21 protein-coding genes are annotated in these 19,546 nt (G+C 52.8%); 14 read left to right on the forward strand and 7 right to left on the reverse strand.

The window, feature by feature from the left end; all coding sequences use genetic code 11:
- The first annotated feature begins 57 nt into the window (after window positions 1-57).
- The 4 genes from F153LOC_RS13720 (at window position 58) to coaD (ending at window position 3,634) form a co-directional block, all read left to right on the forward strand.
- Window positions 58-1,041 (forward strand): glycosyltransferase, encoded by a 984-nt coding sequence (locus F153LOC_RS13720; RefSeq protein WP_102105068.1) that lies wholly within the window; start codon window positions 58-60, stop codon window positions 1,039-1,041.
- 65 nt (window positions 1,042-1,106) lie between these two features.
- Window positions 1,107-2,381 carry a lipid IV(A) 3-deoxy-D-manno-octulosonic acid transferase gene (waaA, locus tag F153LOC_RS13725; RefSeq protein WP_100778195.1) on the forward strand — a complete coding sequence of 425 codons (1,275 nt, stop codon included), beginning with the start codon at window positions 1,107-1,109 and terminating at the stop codon, window positions 2,379-2,381.
- Window positions 2,381-3,151: a glycosyltransferase family 2 protein gene (locus F153LOC_RS13730; protein ID WP_102105069.1), complete on the forward strand. Its 771-nt coding sequence runs from the start codon at window positions 2,381-2,383 to the stop codon at window positions 3,149-3,151. The genes waaA and F153LOC_RS13730 overlap by 1 nt, the downstream gene beginning before the upstream one ends.
- A gap of 3 nt (window positions 3,152-3,154) precedes the next feature.
- Window positions 3,155-3,634 (forward strand): pantetheine-phosphate adenylyltransferase, encoded by a 480-nt coding sequence (coaD, locus tag F153LOC_RS13735; protein WP_102105070.1) that lies wholly within the window; start codon window positions 3,155-3,157, stop codon window positions 3,632-3,634.
- Between the two features lies 1 nt (window position 3,635).
- Here coaD and mutM read toward each other — a convergent pair whose 3' ends face one another.
- From mutM to radC, 4 genes are all read right to left on the reverse strand, one after another.
- Window positions 3,636-4,445 carry a bifunctional DNA-formamidopyrimidine glycosylase/DNA-(apurinic or apyrimidinic site) lyase gene (gene mutM / locus F153LOC_RS13740; protein WP_102105071.1) on the reverse strand — a complete coding sequence of 270 codons (810 nt, stop codon included), beginning with the start codon at window positions 4,443-4,445 and terminating at the stop codon, window positions 3,636-3,638.
- 73 nt (window positions 4,446-4,518) lie between these two features.
- Window positions 4,519-4,686, reverse strand: coding sequence for a 50S ribosomal protein L33 (gene rpmG, locus F153LOC_RS13745; protein WP_003024094.1), 168 nt, complete (start codon window positions 4,684-4,686; stop codon window positions 4,519-4,521).
- Between the two features lie 22 nt (window positions 4,687-4,708).
- The gene (gene rpmB / locus F153LOC_RS13750; RefSeq protein ID WP_002436699.1) at window positions 4,709-4,945 is read right to left on the reverse strand and encodes a 50S ribosomal protein L28; all 237 of its coding nucleotides are present in this window, start codon (window positions 4,943-4,945) and stop codon (window positions 4,709-4,711) included.
- 216 nt (window positions 4,946-5,161) lie between these two features.
- Window positions 5,162-5,827 carry a DNA repair protein RadC gene (gene radC, locus F153LOC_RS13755; RefSeq protein ID WP_102105072.1) on the reverse strand — a complete coding sequence of 222 codons (666 nt, stop codon included), beginning with the start codon at window positions 5,825-5,827 and terminating at the stop codon, window positions 5,162-5,164.
- A gap of 170 nt (window positions 5,828-5,997) precedes the next feature.
- Here radC and coaBC point away from each other — a divergent pair, with 170 nt between their 5' ends.
- The 3 genes from coaBC (at window position 5,998) to slmA (ending at window position 8,359) form a co-directional block, all read left to right on the forward strand.
- Window positions 5,998-7,209, forward strand: a complete 1,212-nt coding sequence (coaBC, locus tag F153LOC_RS13760; protein ID WP_199174674.1) for a bifunctional phosphopantothenoylcysteine decarboxylase/phosphopantothenate--cysteine ligase CoaBC — start codon at window positions 5,998-6,000, stop codon at window positions 7,207-7,209.
- Window positions 7,187-7,645: a dUTP diphosphatase gene (gene dut / locus F153LOC_RS13765; RefSeq protein ID WP_164971809.1), complete on the forward strand. Its 459-nt coding sequence runs from the start codon at window positions 7,187-7,189 to the stop codon at window positions 7,643-7,645. Before coaBC ends, dut begins: the two co-directional genes overlap by 23 nt.
- Before the next feature lie 117 nt (window positions 7,646-7,762).
- Window positions 7,763-8,359, forward strand: coding sequence for a nucleoid occlusion factor SlmA (slmA, locus tag F153LOC_RS13770; protein WP_100778201.1), 597 nt, complete (start codon window positions 7,763-7,765; stop codon window positions 8,357-8,359).
- A gap of 60 nt (window positions 8,360-8,419) precedes the next feature.
- On the opposite strand, the gene pyrE is transcribed toward slmA, so the two are convergent.
- Together pyrE and rph are read right to left on the reverse strand one after the other, a co-directional pair.
- Entirely contained in the window at window positions 8,420-9,061 is a 642-nt protein-coding gene (gene pyrE, locus F153LOC_RS13775) for an orotate phosphoribosyltransferase (protein ID WP_102105074.1), read from the reverse strand.
- Between the two features lie 129 nt (window positions 9,062-9,190).
- Window positions 9,191-9,907 carry a ribonuclease PH gene (gene rph / locus F153LOC_RS13780; protein WP_100778203.1) on the reverse strand — a complete coding sequence of 239 codons (717 nt, stop codon included), beginning with the start codon at window positions 9,905-9,907 and terminating at the stop codon, window positions 9,191-9,193.
- A 125-nt stretch (window positions 9,908-10,032) separates the two neighbouring features.
- Between rph and F153LOC_RS13790 the strand changes: the two genes are divergently transcribed.
- From F153LOC_RS13790 to F153LOC_RS13800, 3 genes are all read left to right on the forward strand, one after another.
- A complete protein-coding gene (locus F153LOC_RS13790) occupies window positions 10,033-10,896 on the forward strand; it encodes a YicC/YloC family endoribonuclease (RefSeq protein ID WP_102105075.1) in 864 nt (287 codons plus the stop codon).
- Between the two features lie 177 nt (window positions 10,897-11,073).
- Window positions 11,074-13,014, forward strand: coding sequence for an acyltransferase family protein (locus F153LOC_RS13795; protein WP_102105076.1), 1,941 nt, complete (start codon window positions 11,074-11,076; stop codon window positions 13,012-13,014).
- A 154-nt stretch (window positions 13,015-13,168) separates the two neighbouring features.
- A complete protein-coding gene (locus F153LOC_RS13800; protein ID WP_100778207.1) occupies window positions 13,169-13,786 on the forward strand; it encodes a trimeric intracellular cation channel family protein in 618 nt (205 codons plus the stop codon).
- Between the two features lie 59 nt (window positions 13,787-13,845).
- Here the strand turns inward: F153LOC_RS13800 and ligB are convergent, their stop codons facing one another.
- Window positions 13,846-15,516, reverse strand: coding sequence for an NAD-dependent DNA ligase LigB (gene ligB, locus F153LOC_RS13805; RefSeq protein WP_102105077.1), 1,671 nt, complete (start codon window positions 15,514-15,516; stop codon window positions 13,846-13,848).
- A 250-nt stretch (window positions 15,517-15,766) separates the two neighbouring features.
- On the opposite strand from ligB, the gene gmk reads away from it, so the two are divergent.
- The 4 genes from gmk to trmH are packed head-to-tail and all read left to right on the forward strand — an operon-like array spanning window position 15,767 to window position 19,545.
- Window positions 15,767-16,390, forward strand: coding sequence for a guanylate kinase (gmk, locus tag F153LOC_RS13810; RefSeq protein WP_100778209.1), 624 nt, complete (start codon window positions 15,767-15,769; stop codon window positions 16,388-16,390).
- Window positions 16,391-16,444: 54 nt separating this feature from the next.
- Window positions 16,445-16,720, forward strand: a complete 276-nt coding sequence (rpoZ, locus tag F153LOC_RS13815) for a DNA-directed RNA polymerase subunit omega (protein WP_032615688.1) — start codon at window positions 16,445-16,447, stop codon at window positions 16,718-16,720.
- A gap of 19 nt (window positions 16,721-16,739) precedes the next feature.
- Window positions 16,740-18,851 (forward strand): bifunctional GTP diphosphokinase/guanosine-3',5'-bis pyrophosphate 3'-pyrophosphohydrolase, encoded by a 2,112-nt coding sequence (spoT, locus tag F153LOC_RS13820; protein WP_102105078.1) that lies wholly within the window; start codon window positions 16,740-16,742, stop codon window positions 18,849-18,851.
- A gap of 4 nt (window positions 18,852-18,855) precedes the next feature.
- Window positions 18,856-19,545 (forward strand): tRNA (guanosine(18)-2'-O)-methyltransferase TrmH, encoded by a 690-nt coding sequence (gene trmH / locus F153LOC_RS13825; RefSeq protein ID WP_102105079.1) that lies wholly within the window; start codon window positions 18,856-18,858, stop codon window positions 19,543-19,545.
- Window position 19,546: the final 1 nt, after the last annotated feature.

Below are 19,546 nucleotides of genomic sequence, written 5' to 3' on the forward strand. Positions count from 1 at the left end.
ACAGCACGAATGGCTTCACCAACACAGGTGGCCTGCTTTGAGCCCATCGGAGACAGTATGTTCGACAAACCTTTATTGAGCCTTGTAGTCGCCGTTTATAATGGTGAAAAATTTCTGAGTCCATTTTTCGACAGTATCAAAGCTCAAAAACTGGACAGTCTGGAACTCATCGTTGTGAATGATGGCTCTGGCGATAAATCGGCAGAGATACTTGCGCAATATAGCAGCGAATTTGACCGTTACCGGGTGATCGATCAGGCTAATCAGGGTGTATCGGCGGCCCGAAATACAGGTCTCGCTGCCGCAACGGGTGAGTATATCGCGTTTCCAGATATTGACGATGTCATCTACCCTGGCATGTATTCGCGCCTCCTTGAGATGGCTACACTTAACAACCTGGATGTTGCTACCTGTAATGGCACATATGTCTATGATGACGGCAGACCCAATAAAAAAATATTCCCGTCGGATAAACTTCAATCAACTGAGGTGCTGGACGGACCAACCTGGCTTCAACGCGCGCTCTCTTCGCGAAAATTTTTGCACGTTACATGGTTAAATATTTACCGCCATGAATTTATTAAAAAACAGGGTTTTACATTCGAGCATGGTCTACGACATCAAGATATTCCGTGGACCACTGAAGTGCTACTGACTGCGGAACGCGTTCAATATACGGACGAAGTATTTTACGATTACCTCATTCACTCAGCTTCCGTATCACATACACCGGGTACGGATGACACCCGGATACGTAACGCGCATCATTATATGAAAATTCTCGAAATGCTGGATGCTATCAACCAACGCTATCCAGAATTGGTGCGAAAAGTACCTGCCTGTCAGTGGCAAATCGCAAAAGAAGGGCTAGGTATTCTTCACGCCATTAATAACATTACGGATCTGACGAAAAAACGTGAAATTATCAGGGAGCTGTTTGATCGCGGAATTTGGTCACTGATCTGGAAAAACGCCCGTGGGCTGCGCCAGCGCTGGCGATTAGGCCGTCGATACTTCCGATTGAAAAGGTATCTGGCATAAGAGATAGCTTTACATGAACTAAATGCTTAGAATTTGCCCGCCGAAACTAAAAAACGGATAATCGCTTGGAATTGTTGTATACCGCCCTGCTTTACCTCATTCAGCCACTGGTGTGGCTGCGACTGCTGCTTCGTAGCCGTAAGGCGCCTGCGTATCGAAAACGCTGGGCTGAACGTTATGGCTATTGCCGCAATAAAGTCGCCCCGGACGGTATTTTACTGCACTCCGTATCCGTCGGTGAGACGCTGGCGGCAATCCCGCTGGTACGCGCTCTGCGCCACCGCTATCCGTCATTGCCTATCACCGTCACCACGATGACCCCGACCGGCTCCGAACGCGCCATGTCGGCCTTCGGTAAAGACGTGCATCACGTCTACCTGCCGTATGATTTACCCTGCGCCATGAATCGTTTCCTCAACACCGTGCGTCCAAAGCTGGTGATCGTGATGGAAACCGAACTGTGGCCGAATATGATCTCCGCCCTGCATGCCCGTAAAATTCCGCTGGTCGTGGCGAACGCCCGTCTGTCGGAGCGTTCGGCGAAAGGGTACGGCAAGCTGGGCAGCTTTATGCGCCGCCTGCTTTCAAAAATCACGCTGATCGCCGCGCAAAACGAAGAAGATGGCGCACGCTTTATCTCCCTTGGACTGAAGCGCAATCAGCTCGCTGTCACCGGCAGCCTGAAATTTGATATTTCCGTCACACCGGAACTCGCCGCCCGCGCAGTCACGTTACGTCGCCAGTGGGCGCCGCGCCGTCAGGTGTGGATTGCCACCAGTACTCACGACGGCGAAGAAGAGATTATCCTGCAGGCCCATCGCCAGCTGCTGGCGAAATTCCCGGACCTCCTGCTGATTCTGGTCCCTCGCCATCCGGAGCGCTTCAAAGATGCCCGTGAAATGGTGCAGAAAGCCGGATTTAGCTTCACCCTGCGCAGCAGCGGTGAGATCCCATCAGGCAGCACTCAGGTGGTGATTGGCGATACGATGGGCGAACTGATGCTGCTGTACGGAATTGCCGATCTGGCCTTCGTCGGCGGAAGCCTGGTTGAGCGCGGCGGTCACAACCCGCTGGAGCCGGCCGCACACGCGATTCCGGTGCTCATGGGTCCGCATATTTTTAACTTCAAAGATATCTGCGCTAAATTGCAGCAAGCCGACGGCTTAATTACCGTAACGGATGTGGATTCTGTCGTGAAAGAGGTTTCTACTCTGCTCACCGACGAAGATTACCGCCTGTGGTATGGCCGCCATGCCGTCGAAGTGCTGCATCAGAACCAGGGTGCCTTGACCCGTCTTCTGCAACTTCTGCAACCTTATCTGCCTCAGCGGAGCCACTAATGTCGACGCGTCTGTCGGTCGTCATGATCGCCAAAAACGCCGCTGACCTGCTTCCGGACTGCCTGGCGTCTGTCGCCTGGGCCGACGAGATTGTCCTGCTTGATTCAGGCAGCGAGGACAACACTACGGAAATCGCCCGCGCAGCGGGAGCGAAAGTCTTTGTCGATACGGACTGGCAGGGTTACGGCATTCAGCGCCAGCGCGCGCAATCTTTTGCCACCAGTGACTACGTGCTGATGATCGATACCGACGAGCGCGTCACACCGGAACTTCAGCAATCCCTGTTATCTGTTCTGGCTGCGCCCCAGCCTGGCGCCGTTTACAGTATCGCCCGCCAAAACTATTTCCTTGGTCGTTTCATGCGCCACAGCGGCTGGTACCCAGACCGCGTGATGCGCCTGTATGAGCGCGAGCGCTACCAGTACAACAGCAATCAGGTGCACGAGTCGCTGGAGTGCGCGAGCGCAAAGGTCATCCCGCTGGCAGGCGATTTACGCCATCTCACCTGCCGTGACTTTGCCAGCTTCCAGCGCAAACAGCTCAGCTACGCAACCGCATGGGCGCAGGAGCGTCATCAGCGCGGCAAGAAGGCCTCGATTGCCGGAATCTTCGCCCACACGCTGGGGGCGTTTCTCAAAACGCTGATACTGCGTGCAGGCGTGCTGGATGGTAAACAGGGCTGGCTACTGGCAGTGGTGAATGCGCAGTATACTTTCAACAAATACACCGAGCTGTGGGCTTTAAACCGCGGCTACTCAGAGAAAGTGTGAGCCATGAGCACAAAAGCGATTTATCCGGGTACCTTCGATCCGATCACTAACGGTCATCTTGATATCATCACCCGCGCAGCTAGCATGTTCGATCGGGTGATTCTGGCCATTGCCGCCAGCCCAAGTAAAAAGCCGATGTTCGACCTGAATGAACGCGTCGCGCTGGCGACTGCTGCGATTGCGCATCTGCCAAATGTGGAAGTGGTGGGTTTTAGCGATCTCATGGCGAATTTCGCCCGCGCACAGCAGGCTACTATCCTGATTCGCGGGCTTCGCGCCGTGGCCGATTTTGAATATGAAATGCAGCTGGCGCACATGAACCGCCATTTGATGCCGGAACTTGAAAGCGTGTTCCTGATGCCGTCAAAAGAGTGGTCGTTTATCTCATCATCTCTGGTAAAAGAGGTGGCGCGCCACGGGGGCGATGTGACGCACTTTCTGCCAGCAAACGTCCATCAGGCGTTGATGGATAAGCTCAAATAATTCACTTCTGGCACTGGCGGCAGTAAAACGTCGCCCGCTGCGCATGTTTCGACGCCACTATCGGCGTGCCACACACCCTGCACGGCTCCCCTTTTCGACCATACACCTGCAGCTCCTGCGCAAAATAGCCCGGTTTACCGTCGCTTTGCAGGAAATCCTTCAGCGTGGTTCCTCCTTGCTCGATCGAGCGCAGCAGGACGGCTTTAATCACCTTCACCAGCAATGTGCACTCTTGATCGGAAAGCGAAGAGGCGAGCCGATCGGGATGGATCCCGGCAGCAAACAGGGATTCACTGGCATAAATGTTACCGACACCCACCACCAGCTTGTTATCCATCAGCCAGGGCTTAATCGGGGTTTTCTTCTTCGCGCACTTCGCTTTCAGGTAGTCGGCGTTGAAATCCGAACTGAGCGGCTCAGGGCCAAGATGGGCCAGCACGTTGTGCCCTTCCAGCTCTTTGGTCCATAGCCATGCGCCAAAGCGGCGAGGATCGGTGTAACGCAACACTTTGCCGTTACTCATCACCAGATCGACGTGGTCGTGTTTTTCGGCGGGTAACTCTTCAGTGAGAATTCGCAGGCTCCCGGACATCCCCAAGTGGATAATGATCCAGCCATCGGGTAATTCCAGCAGCAGATACTTGGCGCGACGCTGCACGCTGAGCACAGGCTTATCACTGAGAGCGTGGATCTCATCGGAAACGGGCCAGCGCAGGCGACCATTACGGACGACAGCGTGAAGAATGGTTGCACCCACCAGATGAGGCTCAATTCCACGGCGGCTGGTCTCTACCTCAGGTAATTCAGGCATGTTTCCTCCATTGAGATACACAGAATGCAAAAAACCCCGCGATTGCGGGGTTTTTCTTCAAAGAAAACTAAAATTATTTGATTTTAGCTTCTTTGTACAGCACGTGCTGACGGACAACTGGATCGAACTTTTTCAGTTCCAGTTTTTCCGGCTTAGTACGCTTGTTCTTCGTGGTGGTGTAGAAGTGACCTGTACCAGCAGAAGAAACCAGCTTGATTTTCTCACGAATACCTTTAGCCATGATTTATTTCCTCGTTAAGTACTTAGTACTTTTCGCCACGGGCACGCAGTTCGGACAGAACTGTATCGATGCCTTTCTTATCAATAACACGCATACCTTTAGCAGATACACGCAGGGTGACAAAACGCTTCTCGCTCTCAACCCAAAAACGGTGAGAGTGCAGGTTCGGCAGGAAACGGCGTTTAGTCGCGTTCAGTGCGTGGGAACGGTTGTTACCGGTCACCGGACGCTTGCCAGTAACTTGGCAGACTCGGGACATGTCTATTCTCCAAAAATCAAATTAGCTCGAGCTTCGTATGGGGTATCGGCGCCTCGTCAGGCTTTACAGCCCGGTCATCGCGGTTCTAAGCGAACTCTCGATTGCCAGGCCCAAATGCCAAACCCGAGATTCTCAAAGGTGGCGTAGTATACGCTGACTCGACGATGTGCTCAAGTCCCGAACAGACAAAGATCCCGATGGATCGCGCGAAATGGTCTAAATCCAACCATATTCGGCAAAAGAAACATACTCTCCCCGACCGATAACTAAATGGTCAAGCACACGAATGTCCATGAATTGACAGCATTTGATGATACGCTCAGTGATCTCTTTGTCGGCTTGACTTGGTTTAGCGCAACCCGAGGGGTGATTATGCGCGAGGATCACGGCGGCTGCATTCACTTTTATCGCTTCACGCACAATTTCTCGCGGATGCACCTCCACATGACTCAAGGTACCCGAGAATAAACGGCAATGTTTTAGCACCCGGTTTTGGTTATCGAGGAAGATCACCATAAAGATCTCGCGCTCGACATCAGAAAGCTGGCTCTGCAAAAAATCCCGCGTCATTTCAGGGCTTATCAGGGGATTATCCTCAAGCATCCGCACGCTGTGATAGCGTCTCGACAGCTCGGCAATCCCTTTTAGCTGAGCAAATTTAGCCACGCCTATCCCTTCGACATGCTTAAATTCTGCAAGCTCGGCGTTGAGCAGGCCGTAGAGCGAGCCAAAATGCTCAAGCAGCTGCTGCGCCAGTACAAAAACACTCTTCCCGGACGTGCCGGTGCGTAAAAAGAGTGCCAGCAGTTCGGTATCCGTCAGAGACGTAATGCCGGAGTGCAGCATTTTTTCTCGCGGCAAGAGCGGCAATGTGAAATCCATATCCTTTCTCCTTTTTTCTTTCATCCTGGCACAGGATTCATGGCCGCTCGACAGGCTCTTTTCGTTCTTGCGTAGCGCCTCGCAAAGGGAGGCACGCACAAAATCACGCCACTTTTGGGATTGTGATAAAATGCCCGCTCTCTGGTGAAACCCAACAGGAAAGAATCATGATGAGCCTGGCCGGTAAAAAAATCGTTCTTGGCGTGAGCGGCGGCATTGCCGCCTATAAAGCGCCAGAACTGGTGCGCCGTTTGCGCGAGCGCGGGGCCGATGTGCGGGTCGCGATAACCGAAGGCGGCAAAGCCTTTATCACGCCCCTGAGTTTGCAGGCAGTTTCTGGATACCCGGTCTCTGACAGTCTGCTTGATCCTGCGGCAGAAGCCGCCATGGGCCATATTGAGCTTGGCAAGTGGGCAGACCTGGTGATCCTCGCCCCCGCGACAGCTGATTTAATCGCCCGCGTTGCTGCCGGTATGGCAAACGATCTGGTCTCTACCATTTGCCTGGCCACACCCGCTCCGGTCGCCGTCGTTCCTGCCATGAACCAGCAGATGTATCGCAACGCCGCTACCCAGCATAATCTTGACGTGTTGGCCTCTCGCGGCCTGCTGATTTGGGGCCCGGACAGCGGCAGTCAGGCCTGCGGTGATATCGGCCCAGGCCGTATGCTGGACCCTCTTGCTATTGTCGATATGGCGGCGGCCCATTTTGCCCCTGTCAACGACCTGCAACATCTCAACATCATGATTACGGCGGGCCCCACGCGTGAACCCCTGGACCCGGTGCGTTATATCACCAATCACAGCTCTGGTAAGATGGGCTTCGCTATCGCCGCAGCGGCGGCAAAACGCGGGGCGACGGTCACGCTGGTGAGCGGGCCGGTCTCGTTGCCCACGCCATCGTCTGTGCAGCGAATCGACGTAACCACAGCGCTGGAAATGGAAGCCTCTGTCCAGGCGCACGCGCAAAAACAGCACATATTTATCGGCTGCGCCGCCGTTGCGGATTACCGTGCAGAAACCATTGCTGACGCAAAAATTAAAAAGCAAGGCGATGAATTAACGATAAAAATGGTGAAAAACCCGGACATCGTCGCGGGCGTTGCTGCTTTAAAAATGCATCGACCTTACGTCGTTGGATTTGCCGCAGAAACGAATAATGTGGAAGAATACGCCCGGCAAAAACGTACCCGCAAAAATCTCGATTTGATTTGTGCGAATGATGTATCGCTGGCGACACAAGGATTTAATAGCGACAGCAATGCACTGCACCTTTTCTGGCAGGATGGAGAGAAAGTCTTACCGCTTGAGCGCAAGGAACTCCTGGGCCAACAATTACTGGACGAGATCGTTACCCGTTATGATGAAAAAAATCGACGTTAAGATTCTGGACCCGCGCGTTGGCCAGCAATTCCCGCTGCCAACTTACGCCACCACCGGCTCTGCTGGTCTTGACCTGCGTGCCTGTCTCGATGACGCCGTAGAGCTGGCACCGGGTGCCACTACGCTTATCCCAACTGGTCTGGCGATTCACATTGCCGACTCGTCACTGGCGGCGGTGATCCTCCCTCGCTCAGGTCTTGGTCATAAGCATGGTATCGTGCTGGGCAATCTGGTTGGGCTTATCGATTCTGACTACCAGGGTCAGCTGATGGTCTCTGTCTGGAACCGTGGCCAGGATAGCTTCACCATTGAGCCGGGCGAACGTATCGCGCAGATGGTCTTTGTGCCAGTGGTTCAGGCGGAATTTAACCTGGTGGAAGATTTTGATGCCACCGATCGCGGCGAAGGCGGCTTCGGCCACTCAGGGCGCAAATAAGCCTAACAGTACGCATCTCACAGCGTAATAACGCGATAATACACCGCAAACAACAGTTTGCGGTCGCTGTGTGGATGCCAGCCGTAAAAGCGCGTATTTTCAGGGGTATTTTGTAACATGGCAGAAAAACAAACCGCGAAAAGGAATCGTCGCGAAGAAATACTTCAATCTCTGGCTCTGATGCTCGAATCCAGCGATGGCAGCCAACGCATCACCACCGCGAAACTGGCCGCCTCTGTTGGCGTATCAGAAGCGGCGCTCTATCGTCATTTCCCCAGCAAAACGCGGATGTTTGACAGTCTGATCGAATTCATCGAAGACAGCCTGATCACCCGCATCAATCTGATTTTAAAAGACGAAAAAGACACGACCGCGCGCCTGCGTCTGATTGTGCTGCTGATTTTGGGTTTTGGTGAGCGCAATCCGGGTTTAACCCGCATTCTGACCGGTCATGCACTCATGTTTGAGCAGGACAAACTTCAGGGGCGCATCAACCAGCTGTTCGAGCGCATTGAAGCGCAGCTGCGGCAGGTTTTGCGTGAAAAGAAAATGCGTGAAGGCGAAGGTTACGTTACTGACGAAACCTTGCTGGCCGGGCAACTTCTGGCTTTCTGCGAGGGGATGCTTTCCCGCTTTGTGCGCAGCGAGTTCAAATATCGCCCGACGGACGATTTCGACACTCGCTGGCCGTTAGTGGCTGCTCAACTGCAGTAAATCTTATCCGGCCTACGTGATGCGTAGGCCCGGTAAGCGCAGCGCAACCGGGCAACTCACTCAAACGCCAAACGCTTCACGATACGCCTGCACCGATGCCAGGTGATCCGCCATTTCAGGCTTCTCTTCCAGATAGGCAATCAGGTCTTTCAGCGTGATGATCGACGTCACTTTACAGTGGTAGTCGCGCTCGACTTCCTGAATCGCCGAGATCTCGCCACGGCCACGCTCCTGACGATCCAGAGAGATCAGCACGCCAGCCAGCGTTGCGCCGTTAGCCTGAATGATCTCCATGGATTCACGGATCGCGGTTCCTGCAGTGATCACGTCGTCCACCAGCATCACCCGGCCCTGCAACGGGCTGCCGACCAGGTTGCCGCCTTCACCGTGCGTTTTGGCTTCTTTACGGTTGAAGCAGTACGGCAGGTCACGATCGTGGTGTTCCGCTAACGCCACCGCCGTCGTGGTCGCGATTGGAATCCCTTTGTAAGCCGGACCAAACAGCAGATCGAAATCAATCCCGGAATCCACCAGCGCTTCGGCGTAGAAACGGCCTAACAAAGCCAGATCGCGCCCGGTATTAAACAGGCCGGCATTGAAGAAATAGGGGCTTTTGCGCCCGGATTTCAGTGTAAATTCGCCGAACTTAAGAACCTGCTTGTTAAGCGCAAACTCAATAAACTGGCGCTGATAGGGTTTCATGGATTTGCTCCTCATCTTACTTATCATCATTTTGGTTTACGCTACATCATTCACGCCCTATCGGCAGCCGACACAGAGACGGCGCTCAGGATGAAGCATAAAAAAAAGGGCGACAACGTCGCCCTTACATCAATTTTCTAACGCCGCTTTCTGCGCCGCGACAATGGATTCGATTCCCCCTCGGGCTAACGCCAGCAAGGTAAGAAGCTCTTCGTGGGTGAACGGCTCGCCCTCTGCCGTGCCCTGCACCTCAATAATGCGACCATCTTCGGTCATCACGACGTTCATGTCGGTTTCTGCGGCGGAGTCTTCAACGTACTCAAGATCGCAAAGGGCTTCGCCTTTTACAATCCCAACGGAGACAGCGGCCACCATCCCTTTCATTGGGTTGGTTTTCAGTTTACCGGCGGCAACCAGTTTGTTCAGCGCATCGGCAAGCGCCACGCAAGCGCCGGTGATGGACGCGGTACGCGTGCCGCCATCAGCCTGAATCACGTCGCAGTCCAGCGTGATGGTGAATTCGCCCAATGTTTTCAGATCCACCGCCGCACGCAGTGCGCGAGCAATCAGACGCTGAATTTCCATCGTGCGGCCACCCTGCTTCCCTTTTGCCGCTTCGCGAGCGTTACGGGTGTGGGTCGCACGAGGAAGCATGCCATATTCGGCAGTGATCCAGCCTTGGCCCTGACCTTTCAGAAAACGCGGAACGCCTTCATCGATAGAGGCGGTGCATAGCACTTTGGTGTTACCGAATTCAACAAGCACGGAGCCTTCAGCGTGTATTGTATAGTTACGGGTCAGGGTGACGGGGCGCACCTGATTGGCGCTACGGCCTGCTGGACGCATGATGATATCTCCGGCTTGAAACGAATGTGGCTGCGCATTATACGGATTAAACGCGCTTATTCCTATCCTGAGAAAGCCCCGAAAGCTATAATCCCCCCATCTCTCCTCTAAAAACGGACATGTTTATGATTCGCAGTATGACCGCCTACGCCCGGCGTGAAATCAAGGGTAGCTGGGGTAGCGCTACCTGGGAAATGCGCTCGGTAAACCAGCGCTATCTGGAAACGTATTTCCGTATGCCGGAGCAGTTTCGCAGCCTCGAGCCGGTTGTTCGCGAACGCATTCGTGCTCGCCTGACGCGCGGTAAAGTGGAATGCAACCTGCGTTTTGAACCCGACGCGAGCGCGCAAGGGGAGCTGATCCTCAATGAAAAACTGGCCAAACAGCTGGTGAATGCCGCGAACTGGGTCAAGATGCAGAGCGACGAGGGCGAAATCAATCCTGTTGATATCCTCCGCTGGCCAGGCGTGATGGCCGCAGGAGAGCAGGATCTGGATGCAATTACCACTGAAATTCTGGGTGCGCTCGATGGCGCATTAGATGATTTTATCGTCGCCCGTGAAACCGAAGGTCAGGCGCTGAAAGCGATGATTGAGCAGCGTCTGGAAGGTGTCAGCGCAGAAGTTCTGAAAGTACGCGCGCACATGCCAGAAGTCCTCCAGTGGCAGCGCGAGCGCCTGCTTGCCCGGCTCGAAGATGCAGAAGTTCAGCTGGAAAATACCCGTCTGGAGCAGGAACTGGTCCTGATGGCCCAGCGTGTTGACGTGGCCGAAGAGCTGGATCGTCTGGAAGCGCACGTCAAAGAGACCTACAACATTCTGAAGAAAAAAGAAGCCGTGGGTCGTCGTCTCGATTTCATGATGCAGGAATTCAACCGCGAGTCGAACACGTTGGCGTCCAAATCAATCAACGCCGAAGTGACCACATCTGCGATTGAGCTGAAAGTGCTGATTGAGCAAATGCGCGAGCAGATTCAGAACATTGAATAAATGTTTATAAAGTATATTTACTAATTAGTGGTCCCCAAAGGGACCACTTCTTTCTGGATACCATTCTGGTCGAAATCGGATATCTCCCTGAGCAGCGGAATACAAGAATTTCTTTACTTCTTTTGATACACTCGTCGCCGCATTCAATAGCACCTATCGCGAAATCAAGGAAAGAGCATGGCAAACATCAACTTATCAATTGAGGAAACAAGACCCCTCACAGTTGACCTCGATTTCCGCCAGGATATCAACCTGCTCCGCGGAATTGCCATACTCTCTGTCGTGTTTTATCACTTTGCGCCAGACCTGCTTCCTGGCGGCTTTGCTGGTGTAGATATCTTTTTTGTAATATCTGGTTTTCTGATGACAAAGATTATCGCCACAGGTCTGGAGCGACAATCCTTTAATATTTTTCAATTTTATGCTGCACGCTTCAAAAGAATCATTCCCGCACTATTAGTTTTGTGCGTTATATTATCTTTAGCAACATTTTTCTGGCTACCCACAAATGAATATCAAAAGCTGGGTAATTATGTCGGCTATACGGCATTATTAATTTCAAATTTAAAATTAAAAAAAGAGTCTGGTGATTACTTCGCTACGGACTCACACGAAAATTGGTTCTTACATACCTGGTCATTGTCGGTCGAGTGGCAGTTTTATCTGGTACTTCCATTTATTATGATGGCTCTATACCCGCTCAGAAAGAAGGTCGATCCCGGGATATGCCTTTTACTGCTCGCGTTATGCTCGTTTTTTGTTGGAATATTCAGCCCTTCAGTCAATTCAGCTACCCGCTTTTACCTCATGCCCTATCGTGCCTGGGAGATGCTTTGCGGCGGCCTAGTTTGGTATGCTGCAAAACGTTATACGCTACCACAGTCTCTGCGTTCTGCTACTGCGATAACAGGCTATGTAACTATTCTCCTGTCCATTTGGATTATCGGTGCTGAACATGCATGGCCAAGTGGAGAGACATTGTTCCCAGTCGTAGGGACAATGCTAGTAATTTATAGTAACCACTCGCAATTAGTCCGCCCAATTGATCAAAACTTTCGCTGGCTTGGGTTAAGTTCCTATTCCATCTATTTATGGCATTGGCCAATTGCAGTGTATTTGGTTTATGCGGGTCAGCAACATAATAGTGTATGGATAATAAGTGCCATTGCACTTTCCTTTGTCGCAGGATGGTTATCCTGGATATTAATTGAAAAACCCAGCAAAAATGCACTCAGCAAGCAATCTCCGAAAGCATTTTGGTTAACGCTGTTCGCCTGTATTGGCGCAGTATGGCAGTTCAGTTATCTGGTTAAAAACGATATCGTGGTGAGCCAGCCCGATCCACTGGTGAATCGCATTGCACTCGAAGCAAATAACAAAAACTTTGCTCCTGATCGAAAAACACACCTAAGTGTGTATGGTTCCGGGAATCTGGCTGCCATCATCGTGGGTGACAGCCATGCAGAGGCTACTGCAACGGCCCTTGCCGCAGCAGCCCAAAACCGAGGCTCGGTTATTGGGATCACCTACTCAGGATGCCCGACGCTCGCAAATGCTGAACGGGTGGAATATGACGGATGCGGTAAATTTAACCGGGATCTTGAAAAACGACTACAGACATATCCTGCAAATGTCCCAGTGGTCATCGTCAACCGTTTGACCCATTATGCTGAAAGTCGACTCGTGAAATTTACAATGAAAACTGACACTGATGATGCTTTTATTCGTCAGTACACTAAGTCGATTATCGATATGGCGTGCTCCCTTAATCGTCAGCATCCCGTCTATCTTGTGAAACCAATCCCTGATATGGATACGAATGTTCCACGAACACTTTCACATAATCTGATGACCCGTGGTGATGCGAATGATATTTCAGTATCGCTTTCATCATACCAGCACCACAGCCAAATTATGATTCAGGCTCAAAATCAGGCAGCGGCACAGTGCGGTGTCAAATTACTGGATCCTAGCCCCTATATGTGCACCGAGGGACGATGCATGGGAAGTAAAAATCTGGTGCCATGGTACTTCGATGACAACCACCTCAGCGAAACGGGCAATAAAAACCTGGTCCCTATGTTTGAGTCGATGTTTAGCCGTAATAACCATGAATAAAACTAATGATAAAAATCGAGATTTTCGCCAGAGAACTATCATTATAAGGATTCATTAATTAGAAAAAGTATCGCTGCACCATTCAGACAAGAAAAACTAAATCGTGAGCAGCGCCACAAAACGCTACCCTGAGTCCCTCAATTCTGGGGGACTCATGCTGCTACACATTCTTTACCTGATCGGCATCACCGCTGAAGCCATGACCGGCGCTCTCGCAGCAGGGCGCCGACGTATGGATACCTTTGGGGTAATCATTATTGCCACCGCAACGGCTCTGGGCGGAGGTTCTGTCCGCGATATCCTGCTAGGACACTATCCGCTCGGCTGGGTTAAACATCCTGAATATGTCGTTATCGTTGCCGTCGCCGCGGTGCTGACCACAATTGTCGCTCCCGTGATGCCACACCTGCGACGTCTGTTTTTGGTCCTGGATGCTTTAGGGCTGATCGTGTTTTCCATTATCGGTGCGCAAATTGCGCTGGATATGGGCGAGGGGCCAATTATCGCTACCATCGCTGCCGTTGTGACGGGTGTGTTTGGCGGTGTTTTACGCGATATGTTCTGTAAACGCATTCCCCTGGTGTTCCAGAAAGAGCTTTACGCGGGTATTTCGTTTGCTTCCGCCGTCTTGTATATCGCCCTGCAGCATTACGTGTCGAGCCATGATGTCGTCGTTATCGCCACCCTCCTATTCGGTTTTACCGCACGTATGCTGGCGCTGCGCTTAAAATTGGGGCTTCCTGTTTTTCATTACAAGCACGATGCGCACTGAGTTCTTTGCAATGGGCAACGAATGGTAAAATCGTTGCATATCTCTATAACAAGTTCGCTCTAAAACCCCTGGATGCCTTGCGTTCGCAGCCAGGCTGCCATAGCCGCGATAGCTGGATCGTGAAAAAATTCGACCAGCTTTCGCGCTTTCTCCGGGCCGACACCGGGAAGCAGGCGCCAGCTCACCGCCTCTTTGTCGCGTAATTGCTGCCATGAATGTTCTGTCAGCGCTTTTGCTGCAGCTTGCGGCAGCGGCACACTTAGCGCACCAATCCAACGCATAAAAGGCTGATGACGTACCCGCTCAAAACGATGCCATAGCTGCAATCCTCGCGAAGCATTTAAGCCTGGCGTATTCTGGAGCTGCTCCTGAGTCAGCGACAGCCAGGAGAAAATATGTTCGAAATGATGAGCCTGATGTAATAGCCGCCAGCCTGACTCACCCAGTCCTTCGATATCGAGCATCTGCTTCGAACTCAGCCAGACTAAACGGGCAAAAAACTGTTCCAGACATTCTGGCGACGCGTAAAAGCAGGTCAGCGGGCTAAAATGCGGGGACGGTGGCGTCGGTTTTACACGGTCAACACCCCGCCACACAACCTTATCCAGCCGGGGTATGCCCTGCCCCGCCAGACTCACCAGTACCTGATCGCCAGGCGCGATATCAAGCGTCCGCCAGCGCCCTACGGAACCGAGACTCACTCGCTGTACCCGTTTGTCATCCAACTGCACAGGTTCAAGAGAGGCGACAACAGAGATCTTGCCCGTTCGCCCAACGGCAAACTGAATAGCTTTAACCTCTGCAAGCTGTGAGACCGGCGAATACTTCCATGCCACGACCCAGTCTCCTGCTCCAGGCAGCCAGTGCTCACCCGCAGGTTCAATTGCGGAGCGCACTACAATGCCGTCAGTGGCAAAGGGCAAAACGGATGTCAGCCATTCGGTTTTGTTTTGCTCCACTTCTTCCACGGTTCGAACTGCGCGCGTATAACGCCCGGTCAGGGGAAAACCCGCTTTCGCCAGTTCAGCGACACGCTGCGACATTGAGGAAGGGCCATCGGGCCAGGCCCAGATAAAAACGCCGATATTATCCAGCGCCGGCTTGCCACTCTGGCGCATCATCATGCCAGCGACTTTAGCGCGCGCATTCATTCCCCCTTTCTGCTGCTGGATATGCCCTTCGCTGCGTAAAAACAGTTCGCCCTGCAAAATACTGTCCACCAGTGCTCCCTGCAGAGTTAACGGAATCGACGGTATTTTTTGCACCTGCGCCGTCCAGTCCTCTCCTTTCATTCCGTCGCCACGACTAATGGCCTGCACTAAGTTGCCCTTGCGATAGACCAGCGTCACCGCCACACCATCCACTTTCGGCTGTACCCACAGATCGTGGTGCGCTTTCATCCACTGGCGTAACTCATTTATGCCCACAACCTTATGCACACCCGTATGCGCAATAGGATGTTTCACTGTCCCACTGGCAGGTGGGATGTCATCGGAAGTGGGTTCGTTGTTGAAGCAAAAGCGCCATTGCGCGAGCCGCGCACTAAGCTGATCGTAAACCTCATCGCTGACCTCGCTTTTCCCCTCCTGCCAGTATGCCTCACTCCAGCGGGCGATCTGCGCACTCAGTTTTGCCATTTCCTGATCTGCTTTAGCATGCGACCAGGCGGGACAAACCGCCATCACGCAGCCATTCCACAGCATCAACACCAATCCAGCCCATTTCCACATCGCGATACCTCCCTGTTTTGCGCAAGGTATAACCCTGCTGTTTTAACCTGGCTAGCGGCAAAACCACGATTTACGAGCTTGCTTCAGCGTTATGTTCTGATTGCAGCAAACGGCGGGTAAAACCGGAAAACGGTACGCAAAAATCAACAATCCCGAGGAAAAAGTGTGACAAAGGCTACGTCACAGAGCAGTGACGTGTATAATAAGCCCGTATGTAGGACTTCTTCGCTAACACATACAAAAGACTCTCATGGCTCAAGGCACGCTTTATATTGTTTCTGCCCCTAGTGGCGCGGGTAAATCCAGCCTGATTCAGGCGCTGTTAAAAACCCAACCGTTGTACGATACGCAAGTTTCGGTTTCTCACACCACGCGGGCACCGCGTCCGGGTGAAGTACACGGTGAACACTATTTCTTTGTGAATCACGATGAATTCAGAACGATGATTGGCAGAGACGCGTTCCTTGAACACGCTGAAGTATTCGGAAATTTCTACGGGACATCCCGTGAAACCATCGAGCAGGTCCTGGCAACCGGCGTCAATGTGTTCCTGGATATCGACTGGCAGGGCGCACAGCAGATTCGTGCGAAGATGCCGCAAGCGCGGAGCATCTTTATTCTGCCGCCGTCGAAGGATGAGCTTGACCGTCGCCTGCGTGGCCGCGGCCAGGACAGCGAAGAAGTTATCGCAAAACGTATGGCGCAGGCAGTTGCAGAAATGAGCCATTACGCCGAATATGATTACCTTATTGTGAATGATGATTTTGATACTGCCCTGGGCGATCTGAAAACCATTATTCGCGCAGAACGTCTGCGTATGAGCCGCCAGAAGCAGCGACATGACGCATTAATCACCAAACTGTTGGCAGACTGAACCCACATTCAGTATCATGCCCAGTCATTTCTTCATCTGTGGAGCATTTTAAGTATGGCACGCGTAACTGTTCAGGACGCTGTAGAGAAAATTGGTAACCGTTTTGACCTGGTACTGGTCGCCGCGCGTCGCGCTCGTCAGATGCAGTCCGGCGGCAAAGATCCACTGGTACCAGAAGAAAACGATAAAACCACCGTGATCGCACTGCGCGAAATCGAAGAAGGTCTGATCAACAACCAGATCCTCGACGTACGTGAGCGCCAGGAGCAGCAAGAGCAGGAAGCCGCAGAACTGCAGGCCGTCACCGCCATTGCTGAAGGCCGTCGTTAATTAAACCTGCGGGTCGCCCTTGTATCTGTTTGAAAGCCTGAATCAACTGATTCAAACCTACCTGCCTGAAGACCAGATAAAGCGTCTTCAGCAGGCGTATCTCGTTGCACGTGACGCTCACGAGGGCCAAACACGTTCAAGCGGTGAACCCTATATCACGCACCCGGTAGCGGTGGCCTGCATTCTGGCCGAGATGAAACTCGACTATGAAACGCTGATGGCCGCGCTGCTGCATGACGTGATCGAAGATACCCCCGCCACCTACCAGGATATGGAACAGCTGTTTGGTAAAAGCGTTGCCGAACTGGTGGAAGGGGTCTCTAAGCTTGATAAGCTGAAATTCCGCGATAAGAAAGAGGCGCAAGCCGAAAACTTTCGCAAGATGATTATGGCGATGGTGCAGGATATCCGCGTCATTCTCATCAAACTCGCTGACCGTACTCACAATATGCGCACGCTGGGCTCATTACGCCCCGATAAACGTCGCCGCATCGCCCGTGAAACCCTCGAAATTTATAGCCCGCTGGCACACCGTTTAGGTATCCATCATATTAAAACTGAGCTTGAAGAGCTGGGTTTTGAAGCGCTGTACCCGAACCGCTATCGCGTGATTAAAGAGGTGGTAAAAGCCGCGCGCGGCAACCGTAAAGAGATGATTCAGAAGATCCTCTCTGAAATCGAAGGGCGTTTGCAGGAAGCGGGAATTCCGTGTCGCGTCAGCGGTCGCGAAAAGCACTTGTACTCCATCTACTGCAAAATGGTGCTGAAAGAGCAGCGTTTTCACTCGATCATGGACATCTACGCGTTCCGCGTCATCGTTCATGATTCCGACACCTGCTACCGCGTACTCGGTCAGATGCACAGCCTCTACAAACCGCGTCCGGGGCGCGTTAAAGACTATATTGCCATTCCAAAAGCGAACGGCTATCAATCTTTGCACACCTCGATGATCGGGCCGCACGGCGTACCTGTTGAGGTACAAATCCGTACCGAAGACATGGACCAGATGGCGGAAATGGGTGTTGCTGCGCACTGGGCTTATAAAGAGCACGGTGAAACCAGTACCACCGCGCAAATTCGCGCCCAGCGCTGGATGCAAAGCCTGCTTGAACTTCAGCAGAGCGCCGGTAGTTCGTTTGAATTTATCGAGAGCGTTAAATCCGATCTCTTCCCGGATGAGATTTACGTTTTCACGCCAGAAGGGCGCATTGTCGAGCTGCCTGCTGGCGCAACGCCGGTCGACTTCGCTTATGCGGTACATACCGATATCGGTCATGCCTGCGTGGGCGCACGTGTCGACAGACAGCCGTATCCGCTGTCTCAGCCGCTCACCAGCGGTCAGACCGTCGAAATTATTACTGCACCGGGCGCTCGCCCAAATGCCGCCTGGCTTAACTTCGTCGTCAGTTCGAAAGCACGCGCGAAGATCCGTCAGCTGCTGAAAAACCTCAAACGTGACGACTCCGTCAGCCTGGGCCGTCGCCTGCTCAACCATGCGTTGGGTGGCAGCCGCAAGCTGGCCGAAATTCCGCCCGAGAACATTCAGCGAGAGCTGGAGCGCATGAAGCTCGCCTCGCTTGACGATCTACTGGCAGAAATCGGCCTAGGTAATGCAATGAGCGTTGTCGTGGCGAAGAACCTCCAGCAGGGCGAAGCCTCCGCTGTGCAGCCCAACACGCAGGGGCACGGCCATCTGCCGATCAAAGGTGCGGATGGGGTGCTTATCACCTTCGCTAAATGCTGCCGACCGATTCCTGGCGACCCAATCATCGCCCACGTCAGCCCAGGTAAAGGTCTGGTTATCCATCACGAGTCCTGCCGTAACATCCGTGGCTATCAAAAAGAGCCAGAGAAGTTCATGGCCGTTGAGTGGGATAAAGAGACCGAGCAGGAATTTATCACCGAAATTAAGGTCGATATGTTCAACCACCAGGGCGCGCTGGCAAACCTGACAGCGGCGATAAACACGGCATCTTCCAACATTCAAAGCCTGAATACGGAAGAAAAAGATGGCCGCGTTTACAGCGCCTTTATTCGTCTGACCGCGCGCGATCGTGTGCATCTGGCGAATATCATGCGCAAAATCCGCGTGATGCCGGACGTCATTAAAGTCACCCGTAACCGAAACTAGGCTAATGAATTCAGAACGTTATGCACGTATCTGTGAGATGCTCGCCAGACGCCAGCCCGATCTGACGGTCTGCATGGAGCAGGTCCATAAACCTCATAACGTCTCCGCCATCGTCCGCACCGCGGACGCCGTTGGCGTGCATGAAGTTCACGCAGTCTGGCCGGGTAAAAATATGCGCACCATGGCCTCCAGCGCGGCAGGCAGCAACAGCTGGGTGACGGTAAAAACTCACCCCACGATTGCGGATGCTGTCACGCAGCTGAAAAGCAGCGGGATGCAAATCCTGGCGACCCACCTTTCCGATAAAGCCGTCGATTTTCGCGACATTGATTACACCCGCCCGACCTGCATTCTGATGGGCCAGGAGAAAACCGGGATCACGCAAGAAGCATTAGATCTGGCGGATCAGGACATCATTATCCCGATGATTGGCATGGTGCAGTCGCTGAATGTCTCTGTCGCCTCTGCGCTGATTCTGTATGAAGCCCAGCGCCAGCGTCAGAACGCCGGGATGTACGAACGCGAAAACAGCATGCTTCCTGAAGTTGAACAGCAGCGTCTGCTGTTTGAAGGCGGCTATCCGGTACTGGCTCGCGTGGCAAAACAGAAGCAATTGCCTTATCCCCACGTTAATGCGCAGGGCGAAATCGAAGCCGATGCCGCGTGGTGGTCCACCATGCAGTTTGCAGGCTAAA

The organism is Lelliottia sp. F153 (genome assembly GCF_002870005.1).
GTDB classification, from domain to species: Bacteria; Pseudomonadota; Gammaproteobacteria; order Enterobacterales; family Enterobacteriaceae; genus Enterobacter; species Enterobacter nimipressuralis.